Here is a 14,517-nt window from a genome sequence, read left to right on the forward strand (position 1 = left end):
GATACTATGAATGATGTCATTCAATTAATGCGTAATCACCGTTCAATACGTAAATTCAAAGATGAAGCATTATCACAAGAAACGATAAACACACTTGTTACTGCTGCCCAAAGTGCGTCAACATCAAGCTATGTTCAGGCATATTCAATCATTGGTATTACTGATCCTGTAGTTAAGCAGCAACTTCGTGAAATTAGTGGACAGTCTTATGTGGAACATAATGGCCACTTATTTGTATTTATTGCCGATTTCAATCGTCATGCAATGCTTGGACAACATCTTAATCAGCCGGTAGATGACTATTTTGGTACGACAGAATCATTTATCGTGGGGACTGTTGATGCTGCCCTTGCCAGTCAAAATATGGCGGTGGCTGCTGAAAGTATGGGGCTTGGCATATGCTATATCGGTTCACTGCGCAATAATATGCACAAAGTAATCGATTTACTACAATTACCTGAATATACTTATCCTTTATTTGGTATAGTTGTTGGCGTACCAGATAATGAGGGAAGTCAGAAAGAACGTCTGCCACGAAAAGTAGTTTATCACGAGAACACATATCAACCCTTTGATTATGCTGATTATGAGGCATACGATGCATCGACAGCTGATTATTACTCTAAAAGAACGAACGGTGCTCGTAATGATAAATGGAGTGAACAGGTCATCGGTATGCTGAGTAATAAGGCACGACTTGATGTTGATGATGTGGTGAAGCAGCAAGGATTTTTAAAACAATAAAAAAATCCGAGGACATAATCAATATAGTTGATATGTCTTCGGATTTTATTTTGTAATGATTACTTGTTTAAATCTTTTTCTTTAACACCGTAGCTAGATTCACGACCAGCAGTTAAGATAGCAGTAAGGAACGCGATACATACCATTCCGATTAATAATGTATTCATTGGTAATCCCCCTAGATTTCATTAATAATATTATTATAACCTATTCGATAAATTTTTAAAACAACAAATAAAAGGATGATCTTATGCAGGCCATAATCAATGCGAAAATCTTTACAGAAGATGAAGTAATTGAAAACGGATATATCGAGTTTGATGAAAATATAATCTCCTATGGTAAGGGAGATTATTCAGGAAATGCTGAGACGATAGATGCTCATGGTTTTATGTTACTGCCTGGATTTATTGATATTCATATTCACGGAGGATACGGAGCAGATGCGATGGATGGCAATCATGAGTCATTAAACACTTTAAGCCAAGGATTACTCAGTGAAGGAACAACCGCTTTTCTTGCGACAACGATGACTGAATCATTACCGAGGATAACGACAGCACTTCAGTCTATTGCATCATTTGACAGTAAAGGAGCTGAGCTATTAGGTATACATCTGGAAGGTCCATTTATTTCTGAACATAAAGTAGGCGCACAAGATCCGAAATATGTGACGCATCCTTCAATTCAACTGATTGATACATTGCAAAAAGCAGCGGATCATAAAATAAAAATTATAACGATTGCTCCAGAAGTATCAGGTGCGAGCGAAGTGATTCAGCATTTTAAAGATATTATTTTTTCAGCAGGTCATACCGTTGCTACTTTTCATGAAATGAATGAAGCTGTGGATAACGGCTTACGCCATATTACCCATTTATATAATGCAGCAACAGGATTCACACATCGTGAACCAGGGGCATTTGGCGCAGCCTGGCTAAATGATCAGCTGAAAACAGAATGTATTGTAGATGGTGTACATTCTCATCCTGCAGCAGTAAAAATTGCTTATCGTTTAAAAGGAAATGATAATTTTATGGTGATTACAGATGCAATGCGTGCGAAAGGTCTAGGCGATGGTGAAAGTGAACTTGGTGGCCAGAAAGTTAACGTGTGTGGTAATGAAGCGCGCCTAAAAGACGGAACATTAGCTGGCAGTGTACTAAAAATGAATGATGGATTGAAAAATTTTATAGAATATACTGGAGAGTCTGTGGATAATGCCTGGAGAGTAATGAGCTATAATCAGGCAGTTGCACTTGGAGAAGATAGTCGCCTGGGGAGTATTAAAGTAGGTAAGCAGGCAGATTTTGTTTTACTGGATGATGAATTTAATGTGTTAAGGACTGTAAAAAGAGGGTATAACATATATAATAAATGATAAGCATAAAAGAAATGTTCTAGGAGGAAGCATCATGGCGATGAATTTTAAAGTATTTGGGGACAAATTAACTGTATCAAATTACGTAGCAGATTTATTTAGAAAGCAAATGAACAACAACCCGACGTCTATTATTGCTACAGCACTTGGAGATGAAGCACATCACGTAGTAGCTGAACTGAAAGCAGATGTCTCAAAAAATCCAGTGGATACGAGTCAGATTCACATTTTTGATTATGATAAATTACAAGGTGAATACGGTGTGGTTGGGATAGTAGATAAACAATATCATGCCGCAAGTGGAAAAGATATCATGGACTTAATCAAAAATGAAGCGAAGACTAAAGAAAATAAAGGTAAATTAACGACGCTTTTTGCGACAGTAACTCAAGACGGATCAGTTGGCTATCAGGAAATTAATCAGGATGACGATAAAGGTTTACGTTCTGCGCGTGAAATCATTCTAGTTTTAACGGGTGCTGATAAAGCTTCGATCGTTGAAAAGTTATATCACACAGAAGCAGGTGGTAGTTTTGAAGCAGCAAACTTAAAGACACACCGTATGGTGAATGTGATTTTAGATGATGCAGCTGCAGCTGGTTTACCTGAAGATGTACGTGAATATTATTTCCAAAAATTTGCGTAAAGGAATGATGAGTATGTCAACAGCTAATGACAATAAGAATGAAATGGTAACAAATTTTGATGATGTTGTTGAATTAGGTAAAGAAATGGAACAGATTTCTGAACAAAATGCTGAAGAGAGAGAAGCATTAGATAAAGAAGATAATCCTGAGTAACACATTAATAAAGCATATTTTTAACCGACTAACCTTTAAATCGCGTGGTGATTTTTTGTTTAGTCGGTTTTTGTTTATTATCACCAGTCAATGATAGACAGAGACTATTTTTTTATGAATAATTAATGAATGTAAGCGCTGTTTAATGTAGAATAAAAGTATCAAAGTGAATAAGGGGAGAATTTGAATGTCTTTTAGAATTGAACATGATACATTTGGTGAAATCGAAGTACCAGCTGAGAAGTTCTGGGGTGCTCAAACGCAACGTAGTAAACAAAACTTTCCAGTAGGAAAAGAACAGATGCCGATTGAAGTGGTTTATGGTTTTGCGCATTTAAAGAAAGCTGCTGCAATTGTAAATAAGGATCTTTGTAAATTATCTGCAGAAAAATCTGATGCAATTGTAAAAGCATGTGATGATGTGTTATCAGGTAAATTAGATGATCATTTTCCATTAGTAGTATGGCAGACAGGTTCTGGTACTCAAAGTAACATGAACGTAAATGAAGTCGTTGCTTTTGTTGCGAATCAATATTTAAATGAAGCGGGAAGTACAGAATCTGTTCATCCAAATGACGATGTGAATAAGTCTCAATCATCGAATGATACTTATCCTACTGCAATGCATGTAGCACTTTTCCACGAGATTGAAGCAAAACTGATGCCAGCATTAGATAATCTACGCAATACATTCAAAGCAAAAGAAGAAAAATTTGCGGATATTATAAAGATTGGACGTACGCACTTACAAGATGCTACACCACTTACACTAGGACAAGAGATTTCTGGATGGCGCTACATGCTTGATAAATGTGAATCTTTACTGAATCATTCTAAAAAAGAATTGTTAAGTCTTGCAATTGGTGGGACAGCGGTAGGCACAGGTATTAACGCACATCCTGAATTTGGTGATCGTGTTGCTAAGCAAATCGGGGAACAAACAGGTTATGCATTTGTGTCATCTCCAAATAAATTCCATGCTTTAACAGCGCATGATGAAGTAACTTTTGTACATGGTGCACTTAAAGCATTAGCTGCTGATTTAATGAAGATTGCAAATGATGTACGCTGGTTATCATCTGGACCTCGTGCAGGATTAGCTGAATTATCAATTCCTGAAAATGAACCAGGTTCATCAATTATGCCTGGTAAAGTAAATCCAACGCAATCTGAAATGTTAACGATGGTTGCTGTTCAGGTAATGGGAAATGATGCAGCAGTAGGTATTGCGGCAAGTCAAGGTAACTTTGAATTAAACGTATTTAAGCCTGTTATTATGTACAACACATTACAATCAATCTATTTATTAGCGGATGGTATGAATTCATTTAATGATAATTGTGCTGTTGGTATTGAACCGATTGAAGAAAATATCAGCAACTATTTAAATCAGTCATTAATGCTTGTTACAGCATTAAATCCACATATTGGTTATGAAAAAGCAGCGCATATCGCTAAAACTGCTCATAAAGAAGGATTAACATTAAAAGAATCTGCAATTAATTCAGGTTTCTTAACTGAAGCACAATTTGATGAATGGATTAAGCCAGAAGAAATGATTCATCCAAAATAAGAGTTTTTATATTTGAAAGGGCAGGTATGGTATGAAAAGATTAGGTTTAGTAGACATTGGCTCAAATACGATTCGTCTTGTAATATTTGAGTATTCTAAAGAAACTGGATTACAGGAATTACAAAATATAAAAACACCTGCACGTTTATATCAGTTTTTAAGTGACGATAAAGTAATGTCTGATAAAGGTATTGAAGTACTTTGTGAAACATTAAATAGCTTTCAGAAAGTAGCTCAGAAATTTGATGTGAATGCATTGTACCCAGTGGCTACAGCTGCAGTCAGACAAGCTAAAAATATTGAAGATGTCATCGTAAAAGTTAAAGAAAATACTGGCATTGAAATGCGTATTATTTCTGAAGAAGAAGAAGCTTACTTTGGATTTTATGCGGTTATCAATACGTTAGATTATGAAGATGGTGTAACGGTAGACATTGGTGGCGGTAGTACTGAAGTAACATTTTTTGAAGACAAGGAACTTAAGTTTTCTCACAGTTTCCCGTTTGGTGTAGTAACGCTTCAAAATATGTTCTTTAAAGGTAAAGCACATAATGATAGGTATGCAATTGAACAGGCAGCTCAATTTATTCAGGAGCAGCTTAGAAGTTTACGTTGGTTAGAAAAACGTCGTGTACCTATCATTGCAATTGGTGGCTCAGCACGAAATATTGCACGTATCCATCAGTCTCTAACTGAATATCCGATAGCAGGGGTGCATGGTTATGCCATGAAAGAAAAAGATCTTGAATTAGTATTTGAGAACTTAACGAAAGCCTCGCAGGATGAACTGGAAGACTTAGATGGTTTAAGTCGTGATCGTCAGGATATTATTGTTCCATCATGTGTATTATTTAATACTTTATTTGATGAAGTGGAAGCAACTGAATTTATCTTTTCACGTAAAGGCTTACGTGAAGGTGTGATAATGAGTATTCTGGAAGAAGAATACGTGCTTCCCTTTGATAAAGATAATGTGTTTAAAGATTCATTAAAGAATTTAGCATCAGATTATAATATTAATCAGGAAGAAGCAAACCAACGCGTAATGATTGCTGAGACATTATATTATGAGCTGGATAAGCTTGAACTTATTGATGGGAATAAGCGCGATAAGACATTTTTAAAACACGCTGCGTATCTCTATTATTTAGGAAGTTATATCGATTCTGATGCGTCAAGTCAACATACTTACTATATTCTTTCCAATTCAAGCCTAAATGGTATTAGTCATAAAGACAGAGTCAAACTTGCTCTGCTTGCCAGCTATAAAAATAAATCATTACTTAAATTTTATGAAGATGAAACACGATGGTTCAATAGTGAGGAACGTGAAGTGATTCAAATGCTCGGAAGTATCTTAAAGTTTGCTTATGCCCTTAATATTAGTAATACAAATATCGTTCAAGCCTTATACTTTAAGAAAAATGACGATGATATTGATTTAGTTATTGAATATACTGGTGATGCAATCGCAGAAGAATATCAAGCTGAGCGTCAGAAAAAACACATAGAAAAATTGATAAAGTCAAAACTTAACCTCATTTTTACAAAAACTTTACAATAGTTCGGTATAACTAATATAGACTGTTAAATTTAGAATACAATAAAAGTGGATGTGACGATAATGGAAAAAGTAGATTTAAACAACAAAGCATTTTACAACAATAGAGAGGTAAGCTGGGTAGGTTTTAACCGTCGTGTAATTGAAGAAGCGTTTGATAAGAAAAATCCATTGCTTGAACGTCTTAAGTTTTTAGCGATTGCAAGTTCTAATGCCGATGAGTTCTTTATGGTACGTGTAGGTGGACTTAAAGATCAGGTAGCGATGAATTTCAGTGAACCTGAAAATAAGACACAACTCACACCGACTGAACAATTAGTAGCGATTGATAAAGCAAATCGTGAAAATGTGAAGTTGCAATATGATCAGTATAAAACACTGATTCAGGAGTTAGAAGGCTATCAAGTATACTTCAAAGCAATCGACGAATTATCACCAGAAAACTATGAGATTATTGAACAAAAGTTTAATTTTGAAATCTTACCGACATTGACGCCGCTTGGAATCGATGCTTACAGACCTTTTCCTAAATTATCAAATAAGTCATTAAATATTTTTGTTGATGTAGAAACGGATGCTGGTGAAAAGAAATCAGCTATCGTCCAAATTCCTGCATTACTTAATCGTATCATCCAGTTAAAGAATAATGATCGTACAATATTTGTCCTGTTAGAAGATGTGATTAATCATTTCATCGATAAACTATTCTTCGGATACAAAGTCATTCGTACTTTTACTTTCCGTATCACTAGAAATGCTGATTTAACAATCCATGAAGATGGTGCAGAAGACTTATTAATTGAAATTGAGAAATTCCTGAAGAAACGTAAAAGTGGTGCAGCTGTTCGTCTGGAAATTGATACAAGACACGACACATCTATAAATGGTTCATTCCTGATGAATGAATTAGAAATTGAAGCACGTGATATCTATAAAATTGATGGACCACTGGATTTAACAATGTTATTCCAGTTATCAGGTATGATTGAGAAGAAATATCCACAGTTAGCATTTAAACCATTTGAAGCGGCTCCTCCGAAATATTTAAATGGTGGCAATGTGTATGAGGAAGCGAATAAACATGATATTTTCTTCCATCATCCATATGAATCATTCCAACCGATCGTTGACTTTATTAAAGAAGCTTCGGTTGATCCAAATACATTAGCGATTAAACAGACATTATACCGTGTATCAAGTGATTCTCCTATCATTGATGCCTTAAAGAATGCTGCAGAAGCAGGAAAGCAAGTCACTGTATTAGTTGAATTAAAAGCACGTTTTGATGAAGAGAATAATGTACACTGGGCGAGAATGCTGGAAGAAGCAGGTTGTCATGTTATCTATGGTATGACGCATTTAAAAACACATTCTAAGATTACATTAGTCGTTAAAAAAGTAGGCGATGAAGTAGTGCCTTACGTCCATTTAGGTACAGGAAACTATAACGATAAAACAGCTAAAATATATACAGATATGGGTATTATCACGACAAATAAAGAAATTGGTCAGGATGCCATGAACTTCTTTAACTATTTAAGTGGTTATTCTGAGAAGCCGACATATAAGAAATTACATGTGGCGCCATTTGAGATTCGTGATGAGTTTGTTGAGCATATTAATCAGGAGATTACATGTCATAAAGAACATGGCAACGGCTTGATTATTGCGAAGATGAATTCACTTACCGACAAAACAGTTATTAAGAAGTTATATGAAGCAAGTCAAGCTGGCGTTAAAGTGAAGTTGATCATTCGTGGTATTTGTTGTCTACGCCCTGGCATTGCTGGTATTAGTGAGAATATTCGCGTCATTAGTATTGTCGGACGCTTCCTTGAGCACTCAAGAATCTACTATTTCTATCATAACGGTGCAGAAAAAATGTATCTATCTTCAGCGGATATGATGACACGTAACATGATTAAGCGGGTAGAAATCTTATTCCCGATATTAGATCCTAAGATTGTTACTGAGCTGAAAGAAATATTAGACTTACAACTTAATGATAATCAAAAAGCACGTGAGCAGGATGCAAGTGGTGTGTATCATTATGTACGTAATGATAACTCAGCTGTAAACTCTCAGGAAGAACTTGTGAATCAGGCGGAAAGTTATAAACGTCAATTAGTTAAGACGAAAGAAGTTGAACCAAAACCTGTGATGAGTAAACGCGCTAAATTATTAGGATTTGTAAGAGATAGATTAAAAAAATAAGAGGCTATTTTCAATGCGTCCAGGACAGAACAAATTGGAAGCTATTCCTATGAAATCGCTATTTGATTTCAAAGGATAGCTGAAATTTGAATAGGTCCTGCATTGAATTAAAAAATCCCGTTCAATTGATTGAACGGGATTTTTATTATACAAATTGTGTAATTGATGCTACTGGGCGTCTTTTACTTGCACGTGGTTCTTTAAGTGCTTTACCCACAGTAATAAGTAATGCAGGGATATAACGGTCCTCGATATCAAAAGTATCTTGTACTGCTGTACGGTTAAAGCCACCAATAGCACATGTGCCTAAATCTTTTAACGTTGCAAAATTCATTAGCTGCATTGCGGGGAACGCTGAGTTCATAATAGCCGCTTCAGTAGGGTAAAAGTCATTACTGTAAGCACCATTTACTTGACCAGCAATGGCTTGTTTTATTTCTTCGGTCATCGTGCCTGCTTCAATAGCCGGATTAAATACAGTATCTATATTTTTGTTTGCTTCTTTATCTCCTAAGATAATAAATGTTGCGCTGGCATCTTTAATTTGTGCCTGATTATAAGCAAGTGGTAATAACTTTTCTTTAGCAGCGTCGCTATGAACGACGATAAACTTCCAGTGCTGCAGGTTCCAGGCAGACGGTGCCTGATTTGCAGCGTCTAATAATTCAAGGATTTCTTGTTCAGTCATTTTATATTCAGGGTCATATACTTTGACCGCTTTACGTGTTAATAATTTATTGTGTACAGATTCCATGGTGTGCCTCCTAAATTAAATAAAGATTTATACGATAATTATCATATAAATCTTTATATTATTATGCAATTTTATTGCTTAATCAAGCGTTGCAATAACCTTTTCATGGGTTAACGGATGAATAAACTCTAATTTGTAACTCTCAAGTGATAACTGTCTTAATTTTGAATCGCTGTATAAAGGATCACCGAGCACAGGATAACCAATGGCCGCTAAGTGTACACGTATTTGATGTGTACGTCCTGTTTCTAGTGTTAACTCGACTTGTGCAATGCCATCACCTAATGCTTTTGAACTTACAATATGAGTAACAGCACGATCTCCTGTCTGAGAGACGCGTCGTTTATTCGGATGAAATTTATCCTTTCCGATAGGTAGATCGATCGTTTGTTGTTTTAAAGGCAGATGACTTTTAACCTTTGCACGATATGTACGAGTGATTTGGCGTTCTTCAAGCATACGATCAAGTATTTTCTTGATGAATGGATTTTTTGCTACAAGTAACAATCCGACTGTTTCCTGGTCAAGACGGTGAATGGGTTCAACATATGGTGAATCCAGTGTGTACATTGCATGGTTAAGTAGTGTATTTGATTCTGCCATGTCATTAGGATGGGTTTTGACCCCTTTAGGTTTTACGAGAATCGCTAAGTGCTCATCTTCATACTTCACTTCACATAGACGGTAGCTAGATTTATAGGCGCTTTCTTCTTCAGGTATAGGTAAATAAAGAGTGTCTCCAGCATTTATCGTACTACGTAAGTTTGCAGCTTCTCCATTGATAGTGATGTCTTTTGACATTCTAAGTTCATGCATAGGTTTCTTAGGGATGTGCAGTGTTTTAAGCATTTCTTCAATACTTAAGCCATCCCAATCATTAATAATATTTATAATCATAATTTTTTCTCCTAAAACGTATTAAGTCGTATAATAATAGGGTAATATTTAATATCAAATTTTATTCATCATCATTCGCTTTACTTTTATTATAGATGAAACAGAGGAGAATTGACATGACAGAAGAAATTAATTTAGAGAAATTTAATAAATCGATTGAGGCAAGACAGATGACCTTTGATGATATCGATGAGATTATTGCTTTACAAAAGATTTGTTTTCCAGGCATGGAGCCTTGGGAGAGAGCTCATTTAGAATCTCATTTAAACTTATTCCCACGTGGACAAATGGTTATTGAATTTGACGGCAAGATTATCGGTTCATGCTCAAGTTTAATTATTAACTTTGATGAGTACGATGATAAACATACCTGGAATGATATTACTGATTCTGGATATATTACGAATCATAATGATAATGGACATAATTTATATGGTATTGAAGTAATGGTTCACCCTGATTACCGAGGCATGCGTGTAGGACAACGTCTATACGAAGCACGCAGAGAAATTGCCTATGAATTAAACTTAAAATCAATCATTATTGGTGGTCGTATTCCTAATTATCATCAATATCAGGATGAATTAACGCCCCGTGAATATGTTAATGATGTAATGAAACGTAAAATTAAAGACCCGGTATTAACCTTCCAGTTTATGAATGGTTTTACGCTGATGCGTATCAACCCGAACTATTTAAAAGATGATGTTAAGAGTAGTAAATTTGCTACATTAATGGAATGGAATAATCCGGACTTTGTTGCGAAATCAAATTTACATTTCAGAACAAGTTACCCGGTAAGAATTTGTACGGTTAACTATATGATGCGTAAAATCGATTCATTTGAAGAGTTCGCCAATCAAATCGAGTATTTTGTTGATGTAGCATATGATGCGGGTAGTGACTTTATTGTCTTCCCTGAACTTTTGACGACACAGTTGATGAGTTTCGATGAGAAGCGTAATCCTGCAGAATCGATTCGTCAGTTAACGAAATATACTGAGCAGTACATTGAAATGTTCAATGAATTTGCGATGCGCTATAATATCAATATTATTGGTGGAAGCCACTTTGTTGAAGAGAATGACGATATTTATAATATTTCTTATTTATTTAGACGCGATGGATCTATCGAGAAGCAGTATAAGATTCATGTAACACCAAATGAACGTAGATGGTGGGGAATTTCACCAGGTAAGAAAGTTGAAGTTTTTGATACGGATTGTGGTAAGATTGCTATCCAGATTTGTTATGACAGTGAATTCCCTGAAATGGCACGTATCGCAACAGAAAAAGGCGCTAAAATAATATTCACTCCATTCTCAACTGAAGACAGACAAAGTTACCTACGTGTGAAATATTGTTCAATGGCACGTGCGATTGAAAATCAAATCTACACAGTAACAAGTGGTACTTGCGGTAACTTACCACAAACTGAAAATATGGATATTCAATATTCAGCTTCAGGTATCTATACGCCAAGTGATTTCGGTTTTGCGCGTGACGGTATTGTTGGTGAAACTGGTGAGAACGATGAAATGGTAATCATCGGGGACGTTGACTTAGAAGTATTACGTAGAGGGCGTGAAGACGGTACAGTACGTCAATTACGTGATAGACGACACGATTTATATCGCGTAGAATATAAACGTGACTAAAAAAGAAATGGTGAAGTGATGAAAAATAGTACATTACTTTTAAAAGAGATAGCAGAGTTTTTAAACGAAGAAACAGAAGTATATTCAATGATGAATGGTGCCCTTAACCGATTGGTTGAGGGGACCAATTTTTCTACTGGCTGGATATTCTTCATCGATGAAGAAGGGACGCATACCCTGGCCTCTGATTATGGCCTACCTGATGCTTTACTCATGGACGATTGTCGTTATATGACAGAAGGCCCGTGCTGGTGTGTTTCCCGTTATCATCAGAAGAAGTTAACGAAAGCAAGTAATATCATAACATGCTCACGCATTGTTAAAGCGAATAAGCGATACAGTGATAAGACAGGGGGAATCACCCATCACGCAACTGTGCCTCTACAATCAGGAGATGAGCGATTTGGATTGTTAAACGTAGCAACCCCTAATACACAAGTTTATTCAGAAGAAGATCTTGCATTACTGGAATCAATTGCTTTTCAGATTGGAAGTGCAATAAAACGTATTTATCTGACAGAACGTGAACGAGAATCTGCATTACAAGAAGAAAGAAATCGCTTGGCTAGAGACTTGCATGATTCTGTCAATCAAATGCTGTTTTCACTAAAACTTACTGCGCACGCAGCCGGAACCATTACACAGGATAAACGCTCTAAACAAGCTTTTCAAATGATTGAGTCAACCAGTCAGGATGCTGTGAATGAAATGCGTACCCTCATCTGGCAGTTGAAACCCGTCGGACTTGAACAAGGGTTAGTAGAAGCTGTGAAAAACTATGCTGAAGTACTGGGTTTAACGGTGGAAATAAATGTATCAGGTTTACTCAACCTGGAAAGTCGATTAGAGCATACGATGTTTAGGATTATTCAGGAAGCGATGAATAATGTGAAGAAACATGCAGCAACGGATCGACTAATGATTCAGTTTACACAAAGTGGACACAGTATCTATATGCGCATTGCAGATGAAGGCAAAGGATTTAAAGTTAGTGCTGCTAAAACTCTGCCTACTCATGGACTTAAAAATATTGCTCAGCGTGCAGGGGAAGTCGGTGCCGAAATAGTTTTAGATAGTAAGATTGATGTTGGAACAATCATAGAATTCTATTATCCGAAAGGACAAAGTCATGAAAATAATAATCGTTGATGATCATCATATCGTTAGACAAGGCATGAAGTTTTTACTTTCAACTGAAGATGGATTTGACGTTGTAGCTGACTTTAGTGATGGAAGTGAAGTGCTTGACTATTTACGTAACGGTGAATTACCCGAACTCATTATTATGGATTTAGTTATGCCGAATATGGACGGGATAGCAACAACGAAAGCTATTAAATTAGAATATCCAGAGATAAAGGTGCTCATTTTATCCAGTTTTGTTGATGAAGAGCATGTCATGGGTGTGATAGAATCGGGTGCAGATGGATATGAAATGAAAGATAGTGAACCAGATGTGTTGATAAATACCATTAAACGAGTATTGTCAGGAGAACAGGCATTTCATCCAAGTGTGGAAGCATATAAAGAATTAGGTCTTAAATTACCACATATCAAAAATCCACTATCGAAACGTGAACTTGAAGTACTGGCAGAAATGTCAAAAGGATTGACCAATAAAGAGATAGCAGAAAAACTTTATGTCTCTGAGAAGACGGTGAAAACACATGTCAGTCATATATTTACGAAGCTTGAAGTAAAGGATCGTACACAAGCCTCAATGTATGGTGCGAAGTATAATTTGTATAAATAAAATCGTGTACGATGGTGAAACAAGTCCGATAAACACGATATTTCGGACAAGATACACGTAAAAACGATTGAACTATGTAAAACAAGTCCGATAAACATGATATTTCGGACAAGATACACGTAAAAACGATTGAACCATGTAAAACAAGTCCGATAAACACGATATATCGGACAAGATGCACGTAAAAACGATTGAACTATGTAAAACAAGTCCGATAAACATGATATATCGGACAAGACACATGTAAAAACGATTGAACTATGTAAAACAAGTCCGATAAACACGATATATCAGACAAGATGCCCCTAATAAAAGTAACCCCGAACCACTACAACTAGTAAAGGTTCGGGGTTATTATTATAATACATCCTGAAATTCAGGAGTTTCTTCTATTACTTTCTTCACAAACGGGCAAATCGGCAATATTTTTTTATTATTGTCACGCGCATACTTAACAGCAGCTTCGACCATTTGTTTGCCAGCACCTTCTCCTTGAAGTTCTTCAACAACTTCAGTGTGGTCGATAATCAATTGATCACCATTTTCTACATACGTCATTTGACCTTTTGGACTAGAGACGTCTCCAATATAAAATAAATTTTCTTTTCTATTTACATGCATCATTTTTAACACCTCTTATTTTATTATAGTTATAAGTATACGTTGATTACTTGTATAGTAAAAGAGATATGAAATTTAATTTGATAAATAACTGTAATAATTATACAATTAATCCAAAGAGGTGGTAGTGTGATTGATAAGTGGTGGGCGAGGGATGAATGGATGTCTTTTCTTGTCATGATTATTTATTTAGGGTTAAAAGATATTTTACCGGCAATGTGGACGGAATATATGGTGATTATTATGCTGATTATCGTTCTGTTTATTTTTGCTGTTTTAAATGCTTTATCAATACGTAGGATTATTCCTAAAATTACAAGACACAATCTTAAATACTTTATCAGTTTTAAAATAGATGTATTGATTATATGGTTGATACCACTCCTCATAAAATTAACGATTATTTATTTTATTTATTCAGTACTTATCCTACCGTTTAATTCTCTATGGGATTACATTATGGTGTTTGGTGGAATTATGCTTGCCATTATTGTATTTGATGAGTATTTTGAACGTCATAGTGATTTAAGGGAGGTCGTAAGTAATCAGTTACATGATTAA

Annotated in this window: 14 protein-coding genes; 11 read left to right on the top strand and 3 right to left on the bottom strand. The window is 35.7% G+C overall.

The window, feature by feature from the left end; all coding sequences use genetic code 11:
• Positions 1 to 6 precede the first annotated feature (6 nt).
• From nfsA to ACMGE6_RS07560, 7 genes are all read left to right on the top strand, one after another.
• Complete coding sequence (gene nfsA / locus ACMGE6_RS07530) at positions 7 to 744, top strand: oxygen-insensitive NADPH nitroreductase (protein ID WP_414053314.1); 738 nt, start codon at positions 7 to 9, stop codon at positions 742 to 744.
• Between the two features lie 250 nt (positions 745 to 994).
• Positions 995 to 2,125 (top strand): N-acetylglucosamine-6-phosphate deacetylase, encoded by a 1,131-nt coding sequence (nagA, locus tag ACMGE6_RS07535; RefSeq protein ID WP_414053315.1) that lies wholly within the window; start codon positions 995 to 997, stop codon positions 2,123 to 2,125.
• 34 nt (positions 2,126 to 2,159) lie between these two features.
• A complete protein-coding gene (locus tag ACMGE6_RS07540) occupies positions 2,160 to 2,771 on the top strand; it encodes a glucosamine-6-phosphate isomerase (protein WP_414045884.1) in 612 nt (203 codons plus the stop codon).
• Positions 2,772 to 2,784: 13 nt separating this feature from the next.
• Positions 2,785 to 2,925, top strand: a complete 141-nt coding sequence (locus ACMGE6_RS07545; protein ID WP_414045885.1) for an SAS053 family DNA gyrase inhibitor — start codon at positions 2,785 to 2,787, stop codon at positions 2,923 to 2,925.
• A 187-nt stretch (positions 2,926 to 3,112) separates the two neighbouring features.
• A complete protein-coding gene (gene fumC / locus ACMGE6_RS07550; RefSeq protein WP_414053316.1) occupies positions 3,113 to 4,498 on the top strand; it encodes a class II fumarate hydratase in 1,386 nt (461 codons plus the stop codon).
• A gap of 31 nt (positions 4,499 to 4,529) precedes the next feature.
• Positions 4,530 to 6,062: an exopolyphosphatase gene (gene ppx, locus ACMGE6_RS07555; protein ID WP_414045887.1), complete on the top strand. Its 1,533-nt coding sequence runs from the start codon at positions 4,530 to 4,532 to the stop codon at positions 6,060 to 6,062.
• Positions 6,063 to 6,122: 60 nt separating this feature from the next.
• Positions 6,123 to 8,273, top strand: coding sequence for an RNA degradosome polyphosphate kinase (locus ACMGE6_RS07560; RefSeq protein ID WP_414053317.1), 2,151 nt, complete (start codon positions 6,123 to 6,125; stop codon positions 8,271 to 8,273).
• Between the two features lie 145 nt (positions 8,274 to 8,418).
• Here the strand turns inward: ACMGE6_RS07560 and ACMGE6_RS07565 are convergent, their stop codons facing one another.
• Both ACMGE6_RS07565 and ACMGE6_RS07570 read right to left on the bottom strand, forming a co-directional pair.
• Positions 8,419 to 9,027: a nitroreductase family protein gene (locus tag ACMGE6_RS07565; protein WP_414053318.1), complete on the bottom strand. Its 609-nt coding sequence runs from the start codon at positions 9,025 to 9,027 to the stop codon at positions 8,419 to 8,421.
• Between the two features lie 78 nt (positions 9,028 to 9,105).
• On the bottom strand, positions 9,106 to 9,924 hold the full coding sequence (locus ACMGE6_RS07570; RefSeq protein ID WP_414053319.1) for an RluA family pseudouridine synthase: 819 nt from the start codon (positions 9,922 to 9,924) through the stop codon (positions 9,106 to 9,108).
• 116 nt (positions 9,925 to 10,040) lie between these two features.
• Here ACMGE6_RS07570 and ACMGE6_RS07575 point away from each other — a divergent pair, with 116 nt between their 5' ends.
• From ACMGE6_RS07575 to ACMGE6_RS07585, 3 genes are read left to right on the top strand one after another with little or no spacing between them, the layout of a single operon-like run.
• Positions 10,041 to 11,582 (top strand): GNAT family N-acetyltransferase, encoded by a 1,542-nt coding sequence (locus ACMGE6_RS07575; protein ID WP_414045891.1) that lies wholly within the window; start codon positions 10,041 to 10,043, stop codon positions 11,580 to 11,582.
• An 18-nt stretch (positions 11,583 to 11,600) separates the two neighbouring features.
• Complete coding sequence (locus tag ACMGE6_RS07580) at positions 11,601 to 12,731, top strand: GAF domain-containing sensor histidine kinase (RefSeq protein WP_414053320.1); 1,131 nt, start codon at positions 11,601 to 11,603, stop codon at positions 12,729 to 12,731.
• Entirely contained in the window at positions 12,712 to 13,335 is a 624-nt protein-coding gene (locus tag ACMGE6_RS07585; RefSeq protein WP_414045893.1) for a response regulator transcription factor, read from the top strand. The genes ACMGE6_RS07580 and ACMGE6_RS07585 overlap by 20 nt, the downstream gene beginning before the upstream one ends.
• A gap of 357 nt (positions 13,336 to 13,692) precedes the next feature.
• Here the strand turns inward: ACMGE6_RS07585 and ACMGE6_RS07590 are convergent, their stop codons facing one another.
• Complete coding sequence (locus tag ACMGE6_RS07590) at positions 13,693 to 13,959, bottom strand: GNAT family N-acetyltransferase (RefSeq protein WP_414047090.1); 267 nt, start codon at positions 13,957 to 13,959, stop codon at positions 13,693 to 13,695.
• A 126-nt stretch (positions 13,960 to 14,085) separates the two neighbouring features.
• Here ACMGE6_RS07590 and ACMGE6_RS07595 point away from each other — a divergent pair, with 126 nt between their 5' ends.
• Positions 14,086 to 14,517 (top strand): hypothetical protein, encoded by a 432-nt coding sequence (locus ACMGE6_RS07595; RefSeq protein ID WP_414053321.1) that lies wholly within the window; start codon positions 14,086 to 14,088, stop codon positions 14,515 to 14,517.

Source organism: Macrococcus equi (assembly GCF_047426745.1).
GTDB classification, from domain to species: domain Bacteria; phylum Bacillota; class Bacilli; order Staphylococcales; family Staphylococcaceae; genus Macrococcoides; species Macrococcoides equi.

Coding starts and splice junctions, on each gene's coding strand:
- nfsA (WP_414053314.1), top strand. CDS start 7: ATGAATGATGTCATTCAATTAATGCGTAATCACCGTTCAATACGTAAA.
- nagA (WP_414053315.1), top strand. CDS start 995: ATGCAGGCCATAATCAATGCGAAAATCTTTACAGAAGATGAAGTAATT.
- ACMGE6_RS07540 (WP_414045884.1), top strand. CDS start 2,160: ATGGCGATGAATTTTAAAGTATTTGGGGACAAATTAACTGTATCAAAT.
- ACMGE6_RS07545 (WP_414045885.1), top strand. CDS start 2,785: ATGTCAACAGCTAATGACAATAAGAATGAAATGGTAACAAATTTTGAT.
- fumC (WP_414053316.1), top strand. CDS start 3,113: ATGTCTTTTAGAATTGAACATGATACATTTGGTGAAATCGAAGTACCA.
- ppx (WP_414045887.1), top strand. CDS start 4,530: ATGAAAAGATTAGGTTTAGTAGACATTGGCTCAAATACGATTCGTCTT.
- ACMGE6_RS07560 (WP_414053317.1), top strand. CDS start 6,123: ATGGAAAAAGTAGATTTAAACAACAAAGCATTTTACAACAATAGAGAG.
- ACMGE6_RS07565 (WP_414053318.1), bottom strand. CDS start 9,027: ATGGAATCTGTACACAATAAATTATTAACACGTAAAGCGGTCAAAGTA.
- ACMGE6_RS07570 (WP_414053319.1), bottom strand. CDS start 9,924: ATGATTATAAATATTATTAATGATTGGGATGGCTTAAGTATTGAAGAA.
- ACMGE6_RS07575 (WP_414045891.1), top strand. CDS start 10,041: ATGACAGAAGAAATTAATTTAGAGAAATTTAATAAATCGATTGAGGCA.
- ACMGE6_RS07580 (WP_414053320.1), top strand. CDS start 11,601: ATGAAAAATAGTACATTACTTTTAAAAGAGATAGCAGAGTTTTTAAAC.
- ACMGE6_RS07585 (WP_414045893.1), top strand. CDS start 12,712: ATGAAAATAATAATCGTTGATGATCATCATATCGTTAGACAAGGCATG.
- ACMGE6_RS07590 (WP_414047090.1), bottom strand. CDS start 13,959: ATGATGCATGTAAATAGAAAAGAAAATTTATTTTATATTGGAGACGTC.